Origin of the sequence: Clostridium sp. RTP31139st1_H3_RTP31139_211217 (genome assembly GCF_040227035.1) — a bacterium.
Taxonomy (GTDB): Bacteria; Bacillota; Clostridia; order Clostridiales; family Clostridiaceae; genus Clostridium; species Clostridium saudiense.
The window spans coordinates 1-23,393 of sequence record NZ_JBCOAB010000049.1 but is presented as its reverse complement, the minus strand read 5'-3'; the positions used below and the strand labels follow the sequence as shown (position 1 = coordinate 23,393).

At 28.5% G+C, this 23,393-nt stretch carries 26 protein-coding genes and 1 tRNA gene; 3 read left to right on the top strand and 24 right to left on the bottom strand.

Features of this window, described 5'->3' with window-relative positions; genetic code table 11:
• The 10 genes from ABUA17_RS15550 to ABUA17_RS15505 all read right to left on the bottom strand — a co-directional run.
• Nucleotides 1-341: GTP-binding protein (locus tag ABUA17_RS15550; RefSeq protein WP_342985894.1), on the bottom strand; the 341-nt coding region annotated here is incomplete at its 3' end.
• 65 nt (nt 342-406) lie between these two features.
• Nucleotides 407-482: transfer RNA gene (locus ABUA17_RS15545), tRNA-Thr, on the bottom strand.
• 81 nt (nt 483-563) lie between these two features.
• Nucleotides 564-1,208, bottom strand: coding sequence for an RNA polymerase sporulation sigma factor SigH (gene sigH, locus ABUA17_RS15540; protein WP_074431766.1), 645 nt, complete (start codon nt 1,206-1,208; stop codon nt 564-566).
• 34 nt (nt 1,209-1,242) lie between these two features.
• Nucleotides 1,243-1,752: an NYN domain-containing protein gene (locus ABUA17_RS15535; RefSeq protein WP_042401911.1), complete on the bottom strand. Its 510-nt coding sequence runs from the start codon at nt 1,750-1,752 to the stop codon at nt 1,243-1,245.
• A 23-nt stretch (nt 1,753-1,775) separates the two neighbouring features.
• A complete protein-coding gene (rlmB, locus tag ABUA17_RS15530) occupies nt 1,776-2,678 on the bottom strand; it encodes a 23S rRNA (guanosine(2251)-2'-O)-methyltransferase RlmB (protein ID WP_042401909.1) in 903 nt (300 codons plus the stop codon).
• A gap of 17 nt (nt 2,679-2,695) precedes the next feature.
• On the bottom strand, nt 2,696-3,109 hold the full coding sequence (locus tag ABUA17_RS15525) for a Mini-ribonuclease 3 (RefSeq protein ID WP_195951223.1): 414 nt from the start codon (nt 3,107-3,109) through the stop codon (nt 2,696-2,698).
• 173 nt (nt 3,110-3,282) lie between these two features.
• Nucleotides 3,283-4,683, bottom strand: coding sequence for a cysteine--tRNA ligase (gene cysS / locus ABUA17_RS15520; protein WP_042401906.1), 1,401 nt, complete (start codon nt 4,681-4,683; stop codon nt 3,283-3,285).
• Between the two features lie 33 nt (nt 4,684-4,716).
• The gene (locus ABUA17_RS15515) at nt 4,717-6,426 is read right to left on the bottom strand and encodes a proline--tRNA ligase (RefSeq protein ID WP_195951224.1); all 1,710 of its coding nucleotides are present in this window, start codon (nt 6,424-6,426) and stop codon (nt 4,717-4,719) included.
• Between the two features lie 454 nt (nt 6,427-6,880).
• Nucleotides 6,881-7,555 (bottom strand): 2-C-methyl-D-erythritol 4-phosphate cytidylyltransferase, encoded by a 675-nt coding sequence (gene ispD, locus ABUA17_RS15510; RefSeq protein ID WP_154821252.1) that lies wholly within the window; start codon nt 7,553-7,555, stop codon nt 6,881-6,883.
• 12 nt (nt 7,556-7,567) lie between these two features.
• Nucleotides 7,568-8,683 carry a PIN/TRAM domain-containing protein gene (locus tag ABUA17_RS15505; RefSeq protein WP_055277287.1) on the bottom strand — a complete coding sequence of 372 codons (1,116 nt, stop codon included), beginning with the start codon at nt 8,681-8,683 and terminating at the stop codon, nt 7,568-7,570.
• A gap of 257 nt (nt 8,684-8,940) precedes the next feature.
• Between ABUA17_RS15505 and ABUA17_RS15500 the strand changes: the two genes are divergently transcribed.
• A complete protein-coding gene (locus ABUA17_RS15500) occupies nt 8,941-9,339 on the top strand; it encodes a nucleoside triphosphate pyrophosphohydrolase family protein (RefSeq protein ID WP_055277288.1) in 399 nt (132 codons plus the stop codon).
• A 70-nt stretch (nt 9,340-9,409) separates the two neighbouring features.
• Here ABUA17_RS15500 and disA read toward each other — a convergent pair whose 3' ends face one another.
• The 4 genes from disA to ABUA17_RS15480 all read right to left on the bottom strand — a co-directional run bounded on the left by disA (nt 9,410) and on the right by ABUA17_RS15480 (nt 13,654).
• The gene (gene disA, locus ABUA17_RS15495; RefSeq protein ID WP_042401894.1) at nt 9,410-10,474 is read right to left on the bottom strand and encodes a DNA integrity scanning diadenylate cyclase DisA; all 1,065 of its coding nucleotides are present in this window, start codon (nt 10,472-10,474) and stop codon (nt 9,410-9,412) included.
• Between the two features lie 222 nt (nt 10,475-10,696).
• Nucleotides 10,697-12,088 carry a DNA repair protein RadA gene (radA, locus tag ABUA17_RS15490; protein WP_195951225.1) on the bottom strand — a complete coding sequence of 464 codons (1,392 nt, stop codon included), beginning with the start codon at nt 12,086-12,088 and terminating at the stop codon, nt 10,697-10,699.
• 115 nt (nt 12,089-12,203) lie between these two features.
• Nucleotides 12,204-12,935 carry a glucosamine-6-phosphate deaminase gene (gene nagB / locus ABUA17_RS15485; RefSeq protein ID WP_195951226.1) on the bottom strand — a complete coding sequence of 244 codons (732 nt, stop codon included), beginning with the start codon at nt 12,933-12,935 and terminating at the stop codon, nt 12,204-12,206.
• On the bottom strand, nt 12,932-13,654 hold the full coding sequence (locus ABUA17_RS15480; protein ID WP_042401888.1) for a GntR family transcriptional regulator: 723 nt from the start codon (nt 13,652-13,654) through the stop codon (nt 12,932-12,934). The genes nagB and ABUA17_RS15480 overlap by 4 nt, the downstream gene beginning before the upstream one ends.
• Before the next feature lie 139 nt (nt 13,655-13,793).
• Here ABUA17_RS15480 and ABUA17_RS15475 point away from each other — a divergent pair, with 139 nt between their 5' ends.
• On the top strand, nt 13,794-13,955 hold the full coding sequence (locus ABUA17_RS15475) for a hypothetical protein (protein ID WP_172676176.1): 162 nt from the start codon (nt 13,794-13,796) through the stop codon (nt 13,953-13,955).
• Between the two features lie 83 nt (nt 13,956-14,038).
• Here the strand turns inward: ABUA17_RS15475 and ABUA17_RS15470 are convergent, their stop codons facing one another.
• From ABUA17_RS15470 to ABUA17_RS15425, 10 genes are all read right to left on the bottom strand, one after another.
• The gene (locus tag ABUA17_RS15470) at nt 14,039-16,477 is read right to left on the bottom strand and encodes an ATP-dependent Clp protease ATP-binding subunit (RefSeq protein WP_042401884.1); all 2,439 of its coding nucleotides are present in this window, start codon (nt 16,475-16,477) and stop codon (nt 14,039-14,041) included.
• Between the two features lie 110 nt (nt 16,478-16,587).
• A complete protein-coding gene (locus ABUA17_RS15465) occupies nt 16,588-17,043 on the bottom strand; it encodes a CtsR family transcriptional regulator (protein WP_042401882.1) in 456 nt (151 codons plus the stop codon).
• 255 nt (nt 17,044-17,298) lie between these two features.
• Complete coding sequence (fdxA, locus tag ABUA17_RS15460; RefSeq protein ID WP_042401880.1) at nt 17,299-17,469, bottom strand: 4Fe-4S ferredoxin; 171 nt, start codon at nt 17,467-17,469, stop codon at nt 17,299-17,301.
• A gap of 106 nt (nt 17,470-17,575) precedes the next feature.
• Nucleotides 17,576-17,779, bottom strand: coding sequence for a heavy-metal-associated domain-containing protein (locus tag ABUA17_RS15455; RefSeq protein WP_042401875.1), 204 nt, complete (start codon nt 17,777-17,779; stop codon nt 17,576-17,578).
• 12 nt (nt 17,780-17,791) lie between these two features.
• A complete protein-coding gene (locus ABUA17_RS15450) occupies nt 17,792-18,697 on the bottom strand; it encodes a PSP1 domain-containing protein (RefSeq protein ID WP_042401872.1) in 906 nt (301 codons plus the stop codon).
• Between the two features lie 2 nt (nt 18,698-18,699).
• On the bottom strand, nt 18,700-19,632 hold the full coding sequence (locus ABUA17_RS15445) for a DNA polymerase III subunit delta' (protein ID WP_042401866.1): 933 nt from the start codon (nt 19,630-19,632) through the stop codon (nt 18,700-18,702).
• Between the two features lie 24 nt (nt 19,633-19,656).
• Nucleotides 19,657-19,992 carry a cyclic di-AMP receptor DarA gene (gene darA, locus ABUA17_RS15440; protein ID WP_042401863.1) on the bottom strand — a complete coding sequence of 112 codons (336 nt, stop codon included), beginning with the start codon at nt 19,990-19,992 and terminating at the stop codon, nt 19,657-19,659.
• A gap of 242 nt (nt 19,993-20,234) precedes the next feature.
• Nucleotides 20,235-20,912, bottom strand: coding sequence for a dTMP kinase (locus ABUA17_RS15435; RefSeq protein ID WP_042401861.1), 678 nt, complete (start codon nt 20,910-20,912; stop codon nt 20,235-20,237).
• A 38-nt stretch (nt 20,913-20,950) separates the two neighbouring features.
• Complete coding sequence (locus ABUA17_RS15430; protein ID WP_042401857.1) at nt 20,951-21,169, bottom strand: sigma factor G inhibitor Gin; 219 nt, start codon at nt 21,167-21,169, stop codon at nt 20,951-20,953.
• Between the two features lie 280 nt (nt 21,170-21,449).
• Entirely contained in the window at nt 21,450-21,935 is a 486-nt protein-coding gene (locus tag ABUA17_RS15425; protein ID WP_042401854.1) for a DUF6106 family protein, read from the bottom strand.
• 295 nt (nt 21,936-22,230) lie between these two features.
• Between ABUA17_RS15425 and ABUA17_RS15420 the strand changes: the two genes are divergently transcribed.
• On the top strand, nt 22,231-23,175 hold the full coding sequence (locus ABUA17_RS15420; protein WP_042401852.1) for a magnesium transporter CorA family protein: 945 nt from the start codon (nt 22,231-22,233) through the stop codon (nt 23,173-23,175).
• Nucleotides 23,176-23,393: the final 218 nt, after the last annotated feature.

Sequence of the window (23,393 nt, the reverse complement as noted above, 5' to 3'; positions counted from 1 at the left end):
GGCATTGGACCATCTGCAGCTGAACAAACTAAGATTGCTCCGTCCATTTGTGCAGCACCAGTGATCATGTTCTTAACATAGTCAGCGTGTCCTGGACAGTCAACGTGAGCGTAGTGTCTGTTTTCTGTTTCGTACTCAACGTGTGCAGTGTTGATTGTGATTCCTCTTTCTTTTTCTTCTGGAGCTCTATCGATATCAGCATAGTTGAACGCTTCTGCGAATCCTCTGTTTGCTAATACTGTTGTGATAGCAGCTGTTAATGTAGTCTTACCGTGGTCTACGTGACCGATTGTTCCGATATTTACGTGTGGTTTACTTCTTTCGAACTTTTGCTTTGCCATTTGAAATTCCTCCTTATTTTTAAATAAACTTTGCCTAGCGTTTGCATACTAATTTATATTCTCCATGGAGCTCATGATCGGGATTGAACCGACGACCTCCGCCTTACCAAGGCGACACTCTGCCAACTGAGCTACATGAGCATTAAAGTGCTATTCACTTTAATATACCAATTATAAAGTTTACTATCATTTGTTTTTTTTGTCAATATTAATTTACTATTATTATTTAGTGTCGGAAAGGCACTTTTCAAGCTTTCTTTTCACTCTCTGAAGTGCATTATCTATAGACTTTGCATGCCTATCTAAATCACATGCAATTTCTTGATAAGACTTACCATCAAGATAAGATTGTAACACTTCCATTTCCAAATCTGAAAGTACTTTTGAAATTGCTTCCTCAATGTACTTTTTTTCTTCTTTTCCAATAATAAGTTCTTCTGGATCACTTATCTTCATACTTGATAGTATATCCAAAAGTGTTCTTTCTGAATCATCTTCTGATACAGGTTTATTAAGAGATACATATGTATTTAATGGAATATGTTTTTGCCTTGTTGCTGTTTTTATTGCAGTAATTATCTGCCTAGTTATACACAATTCAGCAAACCCTCTAAATGTAGTTGATTTTTCATAGTTAAAATCTCTTATTGCTTTATATAAACCAATCATTCCCTCTTGATAAATATCTTCTTTGTCAGCTCCAATCAGGAAATATGATTTAGATTTTACCTTAACAAAGCTTTCATACTTAGAAATAACATATTCTTGAGCTCTACTATTTCCATTTTTTGCTTCAACCACAATTTCTTCTTCTGTCATTCCTTCAAATTCACTTGCTATCTCTTTCGAATAATCTTTGTTATCCACAAATCCCCCTCCATTCCCAAAAGCGCCTTTATATTTACCCACGCCTCATAGCCTCTAATTTTTTTAAAACATCATCATCAATATTATCTTGAACAGTACTCTTATGTGAAGTATATACTTTCTTAGTTGCTCGTCTTATATCTTCTGATGTATCAAATACCATATTATAGAATTCTATACTTGAAATTCTAGTTGCACCTCTTTGGAAAATTGTTTGCTGCTCCAAAGAATCAGATGTAACTACTGATACTTCAAATCTTCTTCCGATATTATGTATTTCTCTTTCAATATAAGCATCTGCAGTTTCTCCACTTTTAGTAAATACTACTGTTAAATTTTTATTGTATTCATATTTATTTTCTAAATTACCAGCTACTCTATAACCATCAAATACTAACATAATTTTGCACTGATGAATAGCACCATAATTATGTAAAATATCTATAAGTTTTTGTCTAGCACTATCCAAACTTATTTCTTTTTCACTCTTTAGATTACTCCAACTATTTATTACATTATATCCATCTATAAATATAAATTTCACTTTTTACCCCTATGTGTACTAAATTATTTAGTTAATCTGCCTTTTAAAACCTCATACATCATTATACCACCTGCAACTGAAGCATTTAAAGAGTTAATTTTTCCTATCATAGGGATTTTTACTAATAAATCACACTTTTTAAGAGTTAAATTAGAAATTCCTTTCCCTTCACTTCCAATTATTAATGCACATGGTCCAGAAAAATCAGTATTATAACTATAATCTGTTCCATCTATATCTGCACCATAAATCCAAATTCCTTGTTCTTTTAAAATATCTATAGTTGCATTTATATTCGTAACTTTTGCAATTCTCATATGCTCTATTGCTCCAGCTGAACATTTATAAACTGTAGATGTTACTCCAACATTTCTTCTCTTAGGTATAATAATACCGTGAACTCCACAAAGTTCTGCAGTTCTTATTATCGATCCTAAGTTATGTGGATCTTCTATTTCGTCTAATATTACTATAAAAGGTTTTTCATCTTTTCTTTTCGCATATTCTAATATATCATTTACTTCACAATATTTGAAAGGAGTAACCTTTGCAACAATTCCTTGGTGATTTAACCCTTCACACATTGTATCTAATTTTCTTCTATCAGCTTCTTTAACAACAACCCCTTTGTCTTTTGCTAATCCTAAAGCAACTTTTATTGATCCTTCTAAATCACCTTTACTTACATATAAGCACTCTATTGTTCTATCACTTTTTAGTGCTTCAATTACAGCATTTCTTCCAATTACTAAATCTTCTCTTACTGCTTCACTATTTGCTTCTCTTGTTCCAGCAGCATAATTTCTATCTCTTTTTTCTTCTCTTCTATCCTGGAATCTATTGTTTTTTTCTTGGTATCTGTTACTCTTCTCTTGGAACTTATTAAATTCTCTTTCTCTTCTTCTTGGATTTTCTCTCTTAGTCATGACTATTCTCCTTTTTCTTATAGTTTTATTGAAATTGCACTATTGAATATAAATTCTAATCTTTCAGTATTACCTGTTAAATATAAATACCCTACTAATGCTTCAAAACCAGTTGCCATTCTATAATCTCTTACATCTGCATTTTTAGGAACTGTAGCTGATTTAGCATTTCTTCCTCTTTTATAGATATAGCTTTCATTTTCCGTTAATTTATCTTCAATTTCATGCATAATAACTGCTTGACTTTTAGCTTTAACATACCCTATTGCTTTGACATGTATTTTATGAGCAGTTAATTCGATATTTTCAGATAATATATGGTTTCTTATAAAAAGTTCATAAACCCCATCACCTACTAATGCAAGTTGAAGTGGATTTAGAAGTCGTGCTTCTTTTTCCGTAAATTCTCTTACTCTTAAATCCTTAAGCATCTTTTAATTTCTCCTCAATTATATAATAACTATATTTATTAAAATAGTAATGAAAAACTAAGAGTTAAAAGGAAGGAATAAACTTCTATAAAGTTTATTAAAATTTATTAGGAACCCACTAATCCTTCTCTCTTAACTCTACTTTAATTTTTCTTATATTTTTAATAAATTAATTAATCAATCTTTTTCCATCTAACACCTTGTGGAGTATCTAGAAGTTCTATACCTTTAGCTTTTAATTCATCTCTTATTTTATCTGCTAAAGCAAAATTTCTATCTTTTCTAGCTTGTTGTCTCTCAGCTATTAAAGCTTCAATCTCTTCCTCTAAATTTCCCTTAGTTGTCTTTTGTAGTATTCCTAAAGGTGAACCTAATTCTCTAATTAATTCTAATGCTTTTTCACATAATTCTTTTGATGAATTTATTCCAACATTGCTATTAATATCTCTTATTAAATCAAATAATACAGATATCGCATCGGCTGTATTGAAATCATCATCCATTTTTTCAATATATCTTTGTCTATAACTATCTAATGAATTTAAATACTTAACCTCATCTTCTGTCATTTCATTAATTTTTACTTCTGAAATTAAATTTTCTAAATTTCCAATTGCATTATATAATCTTTCAACTGAAGCCTTAGCTGATTCTAACAAATCATTACTAAAATTTAATTGGATTCTATAATGTCCTGAAAGCATTAAGAATCTAATTACATCAGGATCATATTGTTTTAAAGCATCTCTTGCTGTTAAGAAATTATTTAAAGACTTAGACATCTTTTGATTATTAACATTTAAGAATGCTGCATGCATCCAATAGTTTGCAAATTTCTTACCTGTTAAAGCTTCACTTTGAGCTATCTCATTTTCATGATGTGGAAATGCTAAATCCATTCCTCCAGCATGTATATCAATAGTTTCTCCAAGTAATTTCTTAGCCATGCATGAACACTCAATATGCCATCCTGGTCTTCCAACACCCCAAGGGCATTCCCAACCTGGCTCACCTGGTTTTTGTGCTTTCCAAATAGCAAAATCTACAGGATCTTCTTTTCTTTCATCCACATTAATTCTTGCTCCTGATCTTAAATCATCAAGATTTTGCCCTATAAGCTGTCCGTAATTTTCGAATTTTTTAGTTCTAAAGTAAACATCTCCATCAACTTCATAAGCATATCCTTTTTCTATTAATCCAGACACAAATTCAATTATCTCTGAAATATACTCAGTTGCTCTTGGATTTGTTGTTGCTCTTTTTATATTAAGTCCATCAGCATCTTTATAATATTCTGCTATATACTTATCTCCAATTTCTTTTACTGTAGTATGCTCTTCATTAGCTTTATTTATCATTTTATCATCTATATCAGTAAAATTTTGAACAAAGTTAACTTCATATCCCCTGTATTCCATATATCTTCTTATAGTATCAAAAACAATAAACGTTCTTCCATTACCTATGTGAAAATAGTTATATACCGTTGGTCCACAAACATACATGCTTATCTTCCCTGGTACTATAGGAACAAATTCTTCTTTTTTTCTAGTTAAAGAATTATATATTTTCATTATGAAATTCCTCCTTTTTTTATTTTTTCTATCCTATAATTTTATATTATTACTTTCAAATTGAGATTTTACTTTTTCTATAACATCATCAATTTTTATTACTTCCATCTCACCATCTCTTAATTTAAATTCAACTTCACCGTCAGTTATTTTCTTACCAACAGTAACTCTCATTGGAATTCCAATAAGTTCTGAATCTTTAAATTTAACTCCTGGTCTTTCGTTTCTATCATCTAATATAGCATCTACACCAACTTTTCTTAAATCTTCATATAGTTTATTAGCTATTTCCATTTGAGCTTCATCTTTAATATTTACTGGAATAACTGATACATGGTATGGTGCAACTGAAAGAGGCCATATTATTCCATTTTCATCATGATGTTGTTCAATTATTGATGCCATTGTTCTTGTAACACCAATACCATAACATCCCATAACAAATGGAGTGTTTTTACCATTTTCATCTATAAATGTAGCATTCATAGCTTCTGAATATTTAGTTCCTAATTTAAATATGTGACCTACTTCTGTTCCTCTTGCTATAGTAACTTCAGCTCCACACTCTGGACATTTTTCTCCACTTTCAATGTTTCTATAATCTCCTACAGTACCTTCGAAATCTCTTCCATAGTTAACATTCTTTAAGTGGTATCCTGTTTCATTTGCCCCTAATATCATGTTATACATATAAGTAACTTCTTCATCTACTAATAATAAGTCTACCTTTATTCCTACTGGTCCACCAAATCCAACTTCACAACCTGTAGCTTTTGTATATTCTTCATGAGAAGCCATAGCTATATCTCCTGAAGCCTTTGCAGCATTAGCTACTTTTACTTCATTAACTTCTCTATCTCCTCTAACAACTACACCTACTATTTTTCCATCTACATTAAACATTAATAGCTTAACAGTCCTTTTTGGTGACACATTTAGGAATGTTGAAACTTCTTCAATTCCTCTGCTATCTGGAGTAGCTACTTTTTCCATTGGTAATAATTCTTCAACCTCTGCTCTCTCTGGAGTAGCTTCAGCTTTTTCTATATTAGCTGCATAATCACAAGCCGTACAGAACACTACATCATCCTCACCAACTTCTGATTTAACCATAAATTCTGCTGAATTTGATCCTCCAATTGCTCCTGAATCTGCAGCAACGCACTTAGCATCAATTCCACATCTATTAAAAATCTTTACATATGCATCATGCATTTTATCATAAGATATATCTAATCCTGCTTGATCTTTATCGAAGCTATAAGCATCCTTCATTATGAATTCTCTAGATCTCATAACCCCAAATCTTGGTCTTCTTTCATCTCTATACTTAGTTTGAATTTGATAAAGATTTACTGGTAATTGCTTATATGATTTTATTTCATTTCTAGCTATATCTGTAAATACTTCTTCATGTGTTGGCCCAAGGCAGAAATCTCTATTATTTCTATCCTTTAATCTAAACATTTCATCTCCGTAAACATCCCATCTACCAGATTCTTGCCATAACTCTGCTGGTAACACTGCAGATGCTAAAAACTCTTGAGCACCAGCTGCATTCATTTCTTCTCTAACAATTTCTTCTATGTTCTTTAAAACCTTTAATCCAATTGGCATATAGTTATATACACCTGCTGCCATTTTTCTAATCATTCCAGCTCTAAGCATAAGCTTATGGCTATCTATTTCAGCTTCTGCTGGCACTTCTCTTAATGTTGATACTAACATATTTGACATCTTCATAATTATCTTCCTCCTGATTTTCTCTACATAATATCTTGTTGTTTTAATTGTTAATTACTATAGCATTAGAAATTAATAAATTGTGCTAGAACTTATTAATAAATTTTACCCTATTTTTATTTTTAAATAAGTCTCTTCTAGCTTTATTATTAATTTATTCTTGCATCCTTTTGTTTCTAAATAAAAAAAGTCCGTCCCTAATATAGAATTAGGGCGAACTTGTATCCGCGGTACCACCTAAATTTGTGCTTTAATAATGATAACGGTGTTAAACCGATAGTTTTTACCTACAACTCAAAAGCTGGTTCAAAATCTGTTGAAAATCTTACAGCCAAAGGATCTTCTCTCTGATTAGCGATTTCTACTATTCTTCATCACTGCTTTAGTAATATTCTTTTTTGATTAATTTATTATATAATCTTGAAAATACTCTGTCAATATAATGAAATTTAAATTAAATAAGCTTTTCACCTAAAATTAAATCTTCTGGAGTGGTAACTTTAATATTAGTGTATTCACCATCATAAAGATATACACTATAACCAAATTTTTCAGCTACCATAGTATCATCAGTTACAACTATATTATTAATTTTTATCTTTTCATGACATTCTAATATTTCATTGAACTTAAAAACTTGAGGAGTCTGTATAGCTACTAAACTTCCCCTATCTGGAGTACTAACCGAAAAATTACTTTCATTTTTAATCTTAATTGTATCTTTAGGCATAACCCCTGGTGCACACGCACCGTAAACCTGAGCAAATTTAATTCCATCATCTATTATTCTATCAGAAATAAAAGGTCTTGCTCCATCATGGATTAATACAATATCTGTATTAGTATCTTCTAGACTTTTAAGTCCATTATATACAGAATCTTGTCTTTCTGTACCACCTATAACTATATTATCTACTTTTAAATTATATTTTTCTAAAATATTTTCCTTAAAATAACCTACTTCATCTTTAGATAATACAACTACTATATTGTCTATTTTTTTATTTTCACTGAATTTTTTTATAGTGTAATAAATAATAGGTTTTCCTTTTATCTCAATAAATTGCTTGCTAACAGGTGCCCCCATACGTTTTCCCTTACCACCAGCTAAAATAATAGCACTTATCATTTGAGTTCTCCTTTAATTATCCTTTGGTTTTGCAAAAATCATTCTTCCGGCAGATGTTTGAAGAACAGACGTTACAATAACTAAAATTTCTTCTCCAATGTATTTCTTTCCACCTTCAACTACAATCATAGTTCCATCATCAAGGTATCCAATACCCTGAGTTGACTCTTTACCATCTTTAATAACTATAATTTTCATTTCTTCCCCTGGAAGTACTACCGGCTTAATTGCATTAGCCAATTCATTTATATTTAAAACAGGAACTCCTTGGAATTCTGCAACTTTATTTAAATTGAAATCGTTAGTAATTACTTTTCCACCTAACTTTTGAGCTAATTTCAATAACTTGCTATCAACTTCAGCAATATCCTTAAAGTCACCTTCCCAAATTTGAGTTTCAATTTCTAATTCTTTTTGAATTTTATTTAATATATCTAATCCTCTTCTTCCTCTATTTCTTTTTAATGAATCTGAAGAATCTGATATGTGTCTAAGCTCATCTAAAACAAAGCTTGGTATAACTAAAGTCCCTTCTATAAATCCAGTTTGGCATAAATCAAATATTCTTCCATCTATAATTACTGATGTATCTAAAACCTTAGCACTTCCTTTAGCATAGCCTCTGCTCTTTTTCTCTTTTTCTCTTTCTCTTTGATTATTTCTTTTAAATATAAGTAACGTTGAAGAAATATCTTCTTTCTTTTTCACAAATATTTCAGCACCTAATATTGCTGCAATCAGTTCTAATAGTACAAAAATTATTGGTCCAATTGCAGGATGTATTCCTACAAATATTCCTGATAAAGGAGCACCTATAAATGCTGCAATAATCAATCCAATTAACAACCCTGCACTTCCGTAAATTACTTCTTGTGCACTTAATCTTTGAATATTTTTTTCAATTTTATCTATAGTGTTAGATATTAATTTATATAATCCTGGCGAAATAAAATAAAAAATAATTCCGAAAAGTAAAACACTTAAAATATAGAATATTGTAGTAGCTACTACACCTTTTATAATATTAATTCTAAGCCCTGTATTAATCGCTAATATAGCTTCTGCAATGATATATCCAACCACTAATCCCAAAAGAGTAAAAATAATTTTTAATCCCTTCTTAAACAAAAACTCACCTCCTATTTAAATTACTTTTAATTTAAGTAATAGTTATAAATAACCATTTTTATTATACCATATTATTTATATTACTATTACTAAAATTTAACTTTAAAGAATAAATTAAATTTTAATACCCCCTATCAAAATATGACCAGGTTGTTTATTATAATATTAAACCAATACAGATAAGGCTTGTATTGACAAAATTGTCTGAAAATACTTATAATTTAATTATGGATTATATTTCTAAGGAGTTGAGGCAAATGAAAGACATTATATTCGATAGCTTTCAAAATGACGTCAGTGAATCCCTACTAAGGCATAAAAGCATTCTTGATATATTAACTAAATATACTGAATCCAGTTGTAGAATTAACAGAGCTGTAGCTAAAGCCGTAACTAACTGTGGTTGCATTGAGATAAATGCGAAAAAACAATGTTTGCCAAATGATGACAACTCATTGGAAGATTTATCAAACTGTTTAAAAACTCATCTTGATGGCTGTTTATGTGATAACTGCCGTGAAGTTATAGAAAGAGAAATTGGGAATAATTTATTTTATCTTACTTCTCTTTGTAATGCGCTTGATATAAATCTTTATGATGTTTTATTAAAAGAAAGTGACAAAATTAATACACTTGGTAAATTTACCTTTAGATAAATATATAAGCAGGTTTTTACCTGCTTATATATTTTTACCGTTAAATCATATTAATATTCTTAATTTATTACTAAAGTTCTTTCTTTAAATGAATTTGTTCCTTTATTCTCTTTAACCCACTTCTAATAGCTGTAGCTCTCGCTTCTCCAATTCCTTCTACTTGATCTAATTCTTCCTTGCTTGCAGCTATTACATATTTTAACTCTTTAAAATGTTTAATTAAATTTTCGATTATATTAGTAGGTATTCTTGGGATTTTGAATAATATTCTATATCCCTTAGGTGAAATTAATGTATCTACTAATGATACTCCTCCAAATCCAAGCACCTTTGCTATAATTTCTAAATCTACTAATTCTTCAGAATTTAACTTTTGAATTTCTTTATAAATGTTGTTATGATCAGCATTTTCTCCACAATAATCTCTTATTAAAAGAATTCCATCTCTTTCAATATATCTTATTAACTCGTTTAATTGCATGGAAATTAATCTACCTTCATTTCCAAGCTCTAATATATATCTTTTTATTTCTTCTACTATTCTCATTACCATTTCTGTTCTTTGTATTGCAGTTACAACATCAAAAACAGTTGTTAAGTCTTGAAATTCTAATATGTTTAAATTATTTATTACTCTCTCTAATACATTTACATACTTTTCTAAGGTTTGGATTGCTTGATTTGCTCTTGCTAAAATTACACTGCTGTCTTGTAATACATATTTTATATCACCTTTATATACAGTAATAATATTTCTTCTTTGAGATATTGCTACAACAATTGTGTCAGTTTGCTTAGCTATTCTCTGTGCAGTTCTATGTCTTGTTCCTGTTTCATATGTTTGAACTGTTGGATCTGGTAACAATTGTGCATTTGCACAAACAATTTTTCTTAAATCCTGACTTAATACTATTGCTCCATCCATTTTAGCTAATTCATATATATATGCTGGAGTATATTCTGAGTTAATATTAAATCCTCCATCAACAATACTCATTACTTCATCAGAATCTCCTAAAACTATCAGGCCACCTGTTTTAGCTCTTAAGATATTTTCTAAACCTTCTCTTAAATATGTTCCCGGACTAACTATCTTTAATATATTTTTTATTTCATTATCATCCTTAATTCTCATGCAATCACCTAACTTTATTTTCAATTCATATCTCTATTTATATAATTAAGCTAATATTTATCAACTTATCATTATTATTCATTTTCCTAACATATATAATATTACTATTATATAATTATTAACTCAATAATTTTGTAAATATTTATAAATAATATTCTTTATAGTTTTTTCTACAAAAAAAGTAAGTATAAATTATTATACTTACTTTTTTCCATAATTATATTATCTATATACATCTGCTATAACATCATTTAATGTTTTCATAGCCATTATTTTTATATTAGGTATATTTACTTCTTTACTAAATGAATCTTTTGCTACATATACTTTCTTAAATCCCATTCTTGCAAGTTCCTTTACCCTAATTTCTATTGAAGGTACCTTTTTTAATTCACCAGTAAGACCTACATCAGCTATAAAAGCAATATTTGCTTCAATTCCCCTTTGTTTTACAGATGAAACTATACTCATAATAACAGCCAAATTTATACCTTGTTCTTTTATTCTCATTCCGCCAGTAGTCTTTATAATAACATTCTTATCATAAAGTCCTATTCCGCCTCTTTGCTCCAAAATAGATATTAAAGTATTAAGCTTATCCTTACCTAATGTTTCTCCAATTCTTGTAGGATACGGAGTAAATGTTTTAGATACTAAACTTTCTACCTCTGTAATTATAGGTCTAGATCCTTCTTTTATAACAGTTAAAGTACTTCCTGAAACAACTTCTCCCTCTTCCCTTTTAGTCATAAAAAACTCCGATGGATTATCTATTGATACCATTCCTTTTTCAGACATTTGGAAAAAACCTGTTTCCCCAGTACTTCCAAATCTATTTTTAGAACTTACTAATCCTCTTAGTTCTTCATCTGTATCACATTCTATAATTAATACAGTATCTACTAAGTGTTCCAATGCTCTTAATCCTGCTAATTCATCAGCCTTAGTCATTTGCCCAACAATTATTACTGCACGTTGTCTTTTATTATCTTTAGCAATTCTTAATAACTCATTCGCACACTCCATAGTTTGTGTTGGCGACCCTGCTCTTGCTGGTAAAAAGCTATCCATAGTAAATGTTTGAATACTATCTATTATAATCAAATCTGGATCTATTTCATTAACTGCAGCCACTACATTATCCATACTCGTCTCTTGGACTACCCAAATATTATCATTAATATTTTTTAAAATTCTATCTGCCCTATTCTTAATTTGACTATCACTTTCTTCACCTGATGCATATATAACTTTAAATCCACTTCTAGCTATATTGTCAGCAACTTGTAATAATAAAGTTGATTTTCCTGCACCAGGACGTGCTGTTATTATAGTAATAGAATCTTTAACTATTCCGCCACCCATTACCCTGTCAAACTCACTTATTCCTGTTACAATTCTATCACTTTTACTTGAAGTTACTTCTGATAACTTTTTAATAGGTTTTTTTGCCAATTCTCTAACCTTAATCGCTTCTTTTACAGCCTTATTTTGCTGTACTACCTGTTCTTCGGTAAAAGTGTTCCAATTTCCACAATCAGGACATTTCCCCATCCACTTTGGTGATTCATATCCACATTCTTCACATACGAATACAGATTTTATCTTAGCCATATTATTCACCACTCTTATCTATATAAATTTTATTCTCTAATTTTCTTTATTATAATATAACATAACTTCAAATATAAAAAAATGAGACTACATAAAAACCTCATTTTTAAAATTATCATTCATTTATAAGTGTCGCTGCTGCTTTATCTACAACTACTGTAACATCTCTATGCATTTGTAACATAGAAGCAGGGTTATCTGTTGTTATTTTTCCTGAGAATAATCCTTTAATAGCTTCTGCTTTACTTTCTCCTGAAGCAATTAAAACTATTTTCTTTGACTTCATTATTCCGCCTACACCCATGCTTATTGCTCTTCTTGGTACATCGGCTTCATTAGCAAAAAATCTTGCATTAGCTTTAATAGTATCTTCAGTTAATGTTATTATATGAGTTCCTGAAGATAGTTCTTCATCTGGTTCATTAAATGCTATATGTCCATTATTTCCTACACCTAAAAGTTGAATATCTATTCCACCTAGTTCCTCAATCTTTTTATCATATTCTTTACATTCTAATTCTAAATCTTTAGCTAGTCCATTAGGAACAAAAGTATTTTTTATATCTATATTAATATACTTAAATAAATTTTCATTCATAAAATGTCTATAACTTTGTTCATGTTCAGGATTTAATCCAACATATTCATCTAGATTTACTGTTGTAATTTTAGAAAAATCTAATTCTTTATTTTCATACATCTTAATTAATTCTTTATACATTCCAACTGGAGATCCTCCAGTTGCTAAACCTAAAACTGCATTTGGTTTTTCATTTATTACTTTAGCAAACTCTTTTGCTGCTACCTTACTTAATTCTTCATAATTATCAACAACTATTAAATTCATAACAATTCTCCCTCTTTTCTTGAAATATTAACTTGTAATGTAAATTTATCTGATTTGTAGTATGCCTCTTCTAAAAATAAAAGCTTATCCGAACTAGTAAATGTCTTATTAATAGTCTTTAATATAGGAGTATCCTTTTCACATTCTAATAATCCTCTTATCTCATCATTAACATTAACTGCAATTATTGATGAATTTGAATGAGTAATTGTATATCCAAATCCTTCTAAAATCTTATATAATGAGCCAGATAGCATTTCTTTATTAATACTTCCACAATAATCTACCGGAATATATACTGTTTCCAAAGCAATGCTCTCTCCATCTACTATTCTTTTTCTTGTTATTTTGTACAACTTATCTAATATAAAAATATCTTGCATATCATCAGGCGTATCTATAACTTCAAATTCTATAACTTTTGTGTCCAATTTTCTTCCGCTTTGATTAATCATTTCAGTAAAGCTCATCATATCCTTTTGATTTACCTTTTGCTCACATACAAATGTTCCTTTACCTTTTTTTCTAAGCAAAATTCCTTCTTGAACTAGCTCTCCAATAGCTTGTCTTATAGTCATTCTACTTACTTCATAGATTTCACAAAGCTCTCTTTCACTTGAAATACATTCACCTGGTTTCCAAACACCTTTTGCAATTTTTTTTATTAAATCGTTTTTTAATTGATAATACACTGGTATCGGACTATTTTTATCTATCATAAATATCACTCCCAAATTTATTATATTATACATACATATAGTTGTCTATACCAGTTAAGGATTTTTTTTTAATATAAAATATACATATTTATTTATTATATGGAAATACTATCTATATAAATTCCAAGGAGATGGTATTTTGATAGATAAATCTTATTTTAATAATGTTCCTTCAAAAAACATTTTAAATGATTATAAACCTAAAAATTTATCTAGCGATTATGTCGATAACTCTACTTCAAACTGCATAGAAAACATGGTTATTAATTCTAACCTAGATAATGATAATAATATTAAATAGCTTAATATTATAAAAAAGAGTAAGGCGATTTATTTATCACCTTACTCTTTTACATTATTTATTCCCCTTAAATTTCTTAACATTTACCTATGGGAAAATACCAATATCTCATCTCTGCATTCAACCTTTAATTTATCTCCAACTTTAATTTCACCTTTAAGTAATTCATCACTTAACTTATCAACTATTTCTCTATTAATTATACCTCTTAAAGGTCTTGCACCAAATTCAAGATTTTTATTTTTATTAATAAGGAATTTATTTAAATCCTCATCGTAAATTAAATCTATATTCTTTTCTTTTAATCTACTTATTGTATCTTTTAGCATTATATTTACTATTTGTAATGTATCTTCTTCCTTTAGCTGATTAAATACTATTATATCATCTACCCTATTTAGGAATTCAGGTTTAAAGGCATTCTTTAATTCTCCTAATACAACGTCCTTCATTTTCTCATATTCTGCTTCTTTTAAATTAGAATTAGTATCAAATCCAACTTTTCTTTGACTCTTTAATTTTTGAGCTCCTACATTAGATGTCATAATCACTATAGTATTTTTAAAGTCTACTGTCTTGCCCTTTCCATCAGTTAATCTTCCATCTTCCATAATTTGAAGTAATATATTAAATACATCTGGATGAGCCTTTTCAATCTCATCTAATAATACTACTGAATAAGGTTTTCTCCTTACAGCCTCTGATAGCTGACCACCCTCTTCATATCCTACATATCCTGGAGGTGCTCCAATTAATCTTGAAACTGAATGCTTCTCCATATATTCAGACATATCAATTCTGATTAAATTGCTTATTTTCCCAAACATGACTTCTGCTAAAACATTGCAAAGTTCAGTTTTACCTACACCTGTTGGTCCACAGAAAATAAAAGTTCCAATTGGTCTATTAGGATTCTTAAGTCCAACTCTTGCTCTTTTAACTGCCCTAGTTAAAGCTTTTATCGCTTCATCTTGACCTACAACTCTTTGCCTTAGAGTATCTTCTAGATGTAATAACTTAACAGATTCTTTTTCGGTTAATTTTTCTACTGGAACCTTAGTCCATATTGAAACAACTTTTGCAATATCATCTTCATCAACTATTTGAACTTCTGTACAACTATGTGCTCTCCATTCATTTTTAATCTTTTCAAATTCTTCTTTTAGTTGCTTTTCATTATCTCTTAAATTAGCAGCTTTTTCAAAATCTTGATTTTTAATTGACTCTTCTTTTTCACTAATTATTTTTTCAATATCTAATTCTTTTTTCTTAATCTCAGGTGGAAGAGTTAATCTTGAAATCCTTACTTTTGCCGCTGCTTCATCTATTAAATCTATAGCTTTATCAGGCATATATCTATCACTTATATATCTATCTGATAAATCTACAGCCATATATAATGCACCATCTGTAATCTTAACTTTGTGATGTGATTCATATTTATCTCTTAATCCAAATAAAATATTTACAGTTTCATCTTTAGATGGAGGCTCAACATTAACTGTTTGAAATCTTCTTTCTAATGCAGCATCCTTTTCTATATGCTTTCTGTATTCATCAATTGTTGTTGCCCCTATGCATTTTATTTCCCCTCTTGCTAAAGCAGGCTTCAAAATATTAGAAGCATCTATAGCACCTTCTGCTCCTCCAGCTCCTACTATAGTATGAATTTCATCGATAAAGATTATAATATCATCTTCATTTTTAAGTTCATTCATTACCTTCTTTAATCTTTCCTCAAATTCACCTCTATATTTTGCTCCTGCAATCATAGATGTTATATCTAAAACTAATAATCTCTTATCCCTTAAACTTTCTGGTGCATCTCCAGAAATAATTTTTTGTGCTAATCCTTCAATTATAGCAGTTTTTCCTACACCTGGTTCACCAATTAGACAAGGATTATTTTTTATTCTTCTACACAGTATTTCCAATACCCTTTGAGTTTCTTCCTCTCTGCCAATTACAGGGTCTAATTTTCCCTCCTTGGCACTTTGAGTTAAATCAGTGCTATATTGATCTAATACTGGAGTTTTATTTTGCTTCTTTTCCCTTTGTACTGACTTTTTACTTTCTCTAAGCTCATTTCCAGAAATATATTTATCTAACTCTTGCTTAATAGACGATAAATCAACCTTACTACTTGTTAAAATAGTAAAAGCAACACCTTCTCCTTCATTTATTAATGCAAGTAATATATGCTCAGGATTTATAAAACTATGTCCATACTTTCTTGCTATATCTAAACTATCATCAAAAAGTCTCTTTGCTCTTGGTGTTAATAACATTTCGCCTGTTGAAACTTCGTCATCACCAAAACCTAGATAATCTTCAGTCATCTTTTTTACCTTATCTATAGTAATTCCTTTATTAGTTAAAAGCTGTCCTGCATATCCATTTTCTTTTAATATCCCTAATAAAACATGTTCTGTTCCAATATAACCGTGCTTAAAACTTTGAGACTCTTGTTGTGCTTCTACTAATACAACTTGCGCTCTTTCTGTAAACCTCCCAAAAATCACAGTGTCACCTCCAAATATAATCAAATATAGATTAAATATAACTTGTTATTATATTCTGCAAATATGACCCAACCCTTTATCACTACTTGTTTTATCATCTACTATAATTATTATGATAAAATAACCATTATAATACCCTTAAGTATTTCTGCCCTTAGCTTATTTTTATCTTCTGCATTTGATAATGTTCTATCGTTAATTGATATTTTTACAATTTCAAGCTCTCTTTTAGTTATTAAATTAGTTTCATATAAATGCTCTAATAATAATAAAGCTGCACTATAGGTTAAACTTTCTCCAATAGCTTTATTTATTGCCTCTACTTGTTTTTCTTTATTATTATATTCTATTCTTTTGATTATTATATAACCGCCGCCACCTCTTCTACTTTCAATCATATATCCCTTTTCAGAAGTAAATCTAGTTGTTAATACATAATTAATTTGAGATGGAGCACAATTAAATTTATCTGCTAATTCATTTCTTTGAATAATTACCTCCTTATCCTTTTTATCTTCTATCATGTCATTTATAAACTGTGCTATTATATCTGAAATTCTTGCCACAATTTCACCTTCCTAAACATACTTTGACCTTATTTGACTTTAATTATATATAAAAATTTTTTTTATGTCTATTCTATAATTTAATTATTTGGGGCTATATTATTAGAGATTTATTAAAATAGGTACAACTTATTATTATTTTTAATTTTTTTAACTATTTTATTTATAATATTATCTAAATCATATTTTTGATATAAATTATTTTTCTCCATAAAAAAAAGAGTCATCATAATATGACGACTCTTTTCATTGGAATTAAGCTTCAGCTGGAGCTCCTACTGGACAAACATTTGCACAGTTTCCACAATCGATACAAGTATCTGCATCAATAACGAATTGAGTATCTCCTTGGCTTATAGCGTTAACTGGACATTCTGCAGCGCAAGCTCCACAGTTAACACAAGAATCATTGATTGCGTATGCCATTAAAAAACACCTCCCCATTACTTATTAATAACATAACTATTTTATCATACATACTTTTCTTTTTAAAGGCAAAGTTAAATTTATACTATTTTCTATAATTTATATACTAAATAACCATATAACCAGCCATTTCAATAGCATTAATTATTTCATCTATAGAAACGCTCAATTTATCATACACTAAATGTACCTCTTTTTTATTTAAATTAATTTCACATGCTAGAACCCCTTCGTAATCACTTACTATACTTCTGATTTTTAAGATATCTGCATGACTAGTTAAATTAGAAATTCTAACTAGCTCTTTCATTAATTATCCTCCTTAGTTACCCTTAATCAAATTCTTAATTAACTTTCTATCTTCTTCAGATTCTACTTCTAATTTTATATCATCATCATCAACTGAATCCTCATAATGACCTTTAATAAGTTCAATAGTATCAATTTTAAACTCTTCTAATATTTCTTCTTCGCCCTTTTTAAGCTTAACCTTAACACTTTCTTTAACAATATTATTTGAAAATACTTCTCCTGTGCCTTCACTTGTCTTTACTATCGAACCAACTTTAGGCATTCTTTTTCTAATATCTTCATAAGTACTTTGTTCATAATTTAAACAACACATAAGTCTTCCACAAATCCCTGATATTTTAGTTGGATTAAGTGATAAGTTTTGCTCTTTTGCCATCTTTATTGAAACAGATGCAAAGTCTCCTAAAAAGCTAGAACAACACATTGGTCTACCACAAGGCCCAAGACCACCTAACATCTTAGCTTCATCTCTAACTCCTATTTGTCTAAGCTCTATACGAGTTTTAAATATTGTTGCTAAATCCTTAACTAATTCTCTAAAGTCAACTCTTCCATCTGCTGTGAAATAAAATATAACTTTATTATTATCGAAAGTATATTCTACATCTATAAGTTTCATGGTTAATCCATGTTCTTGAATTTTCTTTAAACATATATTAAATGCATCTTTTTCTTTATCTTTATTTTTAAAATGTCTATCTATATCTTCTTCAGTTGCTATTCTTAATACACTCTTAAGTGGTGCAACTATATCATTTTCATTTATTTCTTTTATTCCTATTACACATTCTCCAAATTCAATACCTCTAGCGGTTTCAACTACTACATATGTATCCTTTTGTATATTCATATCTGCTGGATCAAAGTAATATATTTTTCCAGCCTTTTTAAATCTAACTCCTACAACCTTTATCATAATTAACCCTCCATGAAGCCCATTAACATTACTCGTAGTGTCATTACCCAACTAACATTACTTTTAATATTTTTACGTGCTTCTTCTATTGTCTTTATCATATTATTTAACTTTCTAAATGACATTTCTTTAGTAAGTTCTCTTATATCATCAAGTTTATCACCATTTATGATAAATTCCTCATTTTCAACTTCCTTATCTATTAAAATATCTCTAATAAAAGAGCCAAATATATTTAATACTTCTTCTTTATTATCTTTTAAAGTACTTAGAGCTTCTTCTTGTTGTAGTACAATTTCTACATCATTTTTATTTAAGCTCTTAATTAATTCAATAACTTTATTTCTTAATTCCCTTAAGTTTTCATCATTAAAATATCTATCTATTCTTCCTGGTATTCCTTCACTAAAAGCTATTGCAGATCTTATATCACTTTCATTATAATCAAAGCCCTTAATTTTTATATATTCATATAATTCATTCTTGGTTAATGGTGTTAATTTATATATTTCACACCTAGATTTTATTGTATCTAAAATTAACTCTAAACTTTCACACAATATTATTATGTGAACTCCTATTGGTGGTTCTTCTATGGTTTTTAAAAGTGCATTTTGAGCTTGAATAGTAAGCTTATTTCCTTCATGAATAATTATCACTTTTCTATCACCTTCAAAAGGCTTTTTAGAAACTTCTTCAATTATATCTCTAACCTCATCTACTCCAAAAGATGCCTTACTACTCTTATAATTGATTATATCTACATATTCTCTCTCTAAATCTCCATTTAAAATAAGCTTAGCTAAAATATTAGCTAATTTACTTTTTCCAATTCCATCTTCTCCTGCAATGAGGTGTGCATGAGAAAGTGTATTTTTTAAACATCTATCCTTAAAATTATTAATTAAATCACTATATCCTATAAAGTTTCTCATACATTCACCTCCTAATCAACTTAATTAAACTTTATAAAATTGATCAACATCTAAAACAAATACTGTAGCTCCACCCACTTCTACTTCAATTGGATAAGGCATATACATTCCTGATCCACTGCCAATTGTACTTGGTGTTGGTGTAGATACCATTTCTTTTCTTTTTTTACAAACATCCTCAATGACTTTAACAACATCCTTTACTACTTTTTCTTCAACACCAATCATTAAAGTAGTATTCCCTGATTTTAAAAAACCTCCTGTAGTTGCTAATTTAGTTACCCTATAATTTTTATCTGTAAGCTCTTCAATTAAATCTATAGCATCATCATCTTGTACTATAGCTAAAACTAGTTTCATACCATATACCTCCACTCTTATACTAATAAATTCTTCTTATATATTTTATCATAAATATATAAGAATTTACTAAATTTTCTCTTCAAATAATGTATTATATGAATTTTTATTTTCATTTTCTACTATTATCTATATCAAATCATTAATACTAATACAAAGTTTGTAATAAAGATAAAAGGATTGTTAAAAACAAAGAACTTTCCTTATAAATAATCCCTTCTTTTAAACAACCCATCTTAAATTTATATATATTTTTTTACTTTTTCATAAATTTCATCATTAATTTCTTCTATGCTTCTAAGCTTAGAATTCTTACAACACTTGATAACATCCCAATTGTATTTTTCTGCAATATATAAAGAATTATTATATGAATTTATCAAATATTCCTTATTACTTTCATGAATATCTTTTGCTTCTTCTCCTGTAAACTTATTAGCTCTATTTCTCATAAGCTCTTGACTTACTTCTGGATCAACATCTAAGAATATAACATGATCTGGTTTTGGAATTTGATAAATATTAAACTCTAAATCATATAACCATTCAATAAATTTCTCTTTTTCTTCACCATTTAGTTTAGCGGCTTGATGTACCATATTTGAGGTAGTATATCTATCACTTATAATAATTCCACCATTCTCATAAAAATCACCCCATTTAGTCTTATAAGACGCATATCTATCAGCTGCATAAAAAGTTGATGAGATATATGGACTAACATCATTTGGATCTTTTCCAAAATCTCCATTTAAGTACATCTTAACTAGAGCTGATGAATCACTCGCATAATCAGGGAAAGTTATTTTTAAACACTCTTTTCCTTCACTTATTAATCTTTCATATAATCTTTGTGACTGAGTAGCCTTTCCACTTGCATCTGAACCTGATTCAATAATTATTAATTTACCTTTACCCATCCTTCTCATCCTTTCGATCATCTTAAGTTCTATTTAACTTATTTATTTTTTATTATCTTATTTGTAATAGACTTCTTTATCTTATTTTTTATTACTTCATATTCATCGCTATTAATATCTATCATATTCATTTTTTCAAGACATCTATCACAAATAAAATTATTCATTATTTGAATTCCATTTCCAACACATTCATTCTCACATATTATACAATATTTTTCTGTATCTCTCCATATATCCTTACTACTAATATCCATAAAATTAACCCTCCCTTTTTTATTAAGTCTTGCCCATTATTTAATCTATATACCTTCTATTGTCTTATTTATGTAAATATTTTGTTTAAACTAAATAGGAGTAATAATCCTAGTATTTAAAATCATATTGTAGTTCATTCTATAAATGTTTCTAAAATAAAAATCATATATAAAATAAGAAAAATATATTTTCTTCAAATAATATTAGAAATAAAAAAAATGAGATAGTCATGCTAAATTTTAATGACTATCTCAACCTACTATTTAAATTTTATAATTTTTAATGTTGACTAGAAGATTTTATACGTGAAACTAAAGTATCACTTGGCTCAAAAACAAATTTATATATTTTCCCTTCTTTTTTATATATACATAATAATTTTTTTGCCTTATCAAATTTTCTAATATAGTGTCTACTACATTTACATCTACTATACTCTTTAGGAACATTACTTTTTTCACCAATATAAATTATATCCTTTATTTTTAGGCTCTCCACATTTTCTTCGTTTTTACTGTTTATCTTATTAATTATAAGTTTATCAGAAATTATACAGTACTTATATGCAATTTTACACTTTCTAGTTTCTATAAATAAAACTATTAGTGTTGTCATTATTAAAAGAGCCTCTAATATAAATTTAATGGTAACATTTCTTCCTAAAGTCATTTTAGAAAATTGGTATATATATAGTGCAACTGTAATAGTTAATAATGAAATTATAATTGCAACTGTCTTTTTCCCCTGCTTAATCTCCTTATGCATATGTGGACTTCCCCCAAATATTTCTATCTTATTTTCTCTGACAATATTTTGATTATACTAATTTTATATATAGAATTACAAACTCTATATTTTCTTTAATATCACTATCTTGTCCACTATATATTAAAGAAATTGAAATATCTTATCTAAGCTAACTATTAATCATTAATGTTTAACTTCTTATATCTTTATATCCCCTGTAAATGTATACTATTCAAATATTAATGACAGATTTAAATTTCCTTTTATGTTATAATCTTATTATAAATTTCATAATTAATAGAGAGGTATATTAATGATTCAAATATATAAAAGCATAAGTGAAACAGATTCAACGTTAAAACAATTAGATTCTATAGAAAATGGCTGTTGGATTAATATTGTTGCCCCATCTGACGAAGAGTTAATATTAATTTCAAAAAAGACTGGAGTTCCCTTAAGCTTTTTAAGAGCCCCACTTGATGATGAAGAAACTTCTAGAATAGATGTAGAAGATGAGTTTACATTAGTAGTAGTAGATATTCCTTTTACAGAAATGGAAGATAACTCTTTAACTTACGATACTTATCCTCTAGCTATAATTCACTCTGAAAAAGAGATTATTACAGTATGTTTAAAGAATAGTAGAATAATAACTGATTTTATAAATGGTCGTGTAAAATCATTCTTTTCTTTTAAGAAATCTAGATTCATACTTCAAATTTTAAATAGAATTTCAACTTACTATTTAATTTATCTTAGACAAATTGATAAAAAAAGTGTAATGATTGAAAAAAGATTACATAAATCTATGAAAAATAGAGAATTAATCCAATTACATTCATTAGAAAAATCACTAGTTTATTTCTCTACTTCACTTAAGGCTAATGAAGTAACTTTAGAGAAAATGTTAAAAATGGATATCATGCAAAAATATGAAGATGATCAAGATTTATTAGAAGATGTAATTATTGAAAATAAGCAAGCAATAGAAATGACCGATATTTATAGTAATATCTTATCTAGTACCATGGATTTCTTTGCTTCTGTTATATCTAATAACCTTAACATAGTTATGAAGGTTTTAGCTTCTGTTACTATATTAATGGCTATTCCAACTATAATTGGTGGTATATTTGGAATGAATGTAGAATTGCCACTTCAGAACAACCCACAAGGTTTTGTTATAATTATTTTCCTTACAATTCTTTTAACACTTTTTACTGCCTTTATCTTATACAAAAAAGATATGTTTAGCTAAAATATTAAAAATATCCACAACCAATTTAAAATTAGTTGTGGATATTTTATTTTATATTGTGAATAACTTTTATTTTAATTATTTTTTATCATTTATATAAAAAGACAAAATAAAAAACCTACAAGTAATTCTTGTAGGTTTTTTTGGAGGCGCCACCCAGATTTGAACTGGGGAATAAAGGTTTTGCAGACCTCTGCCTTACCACTTGGCTATGGCGC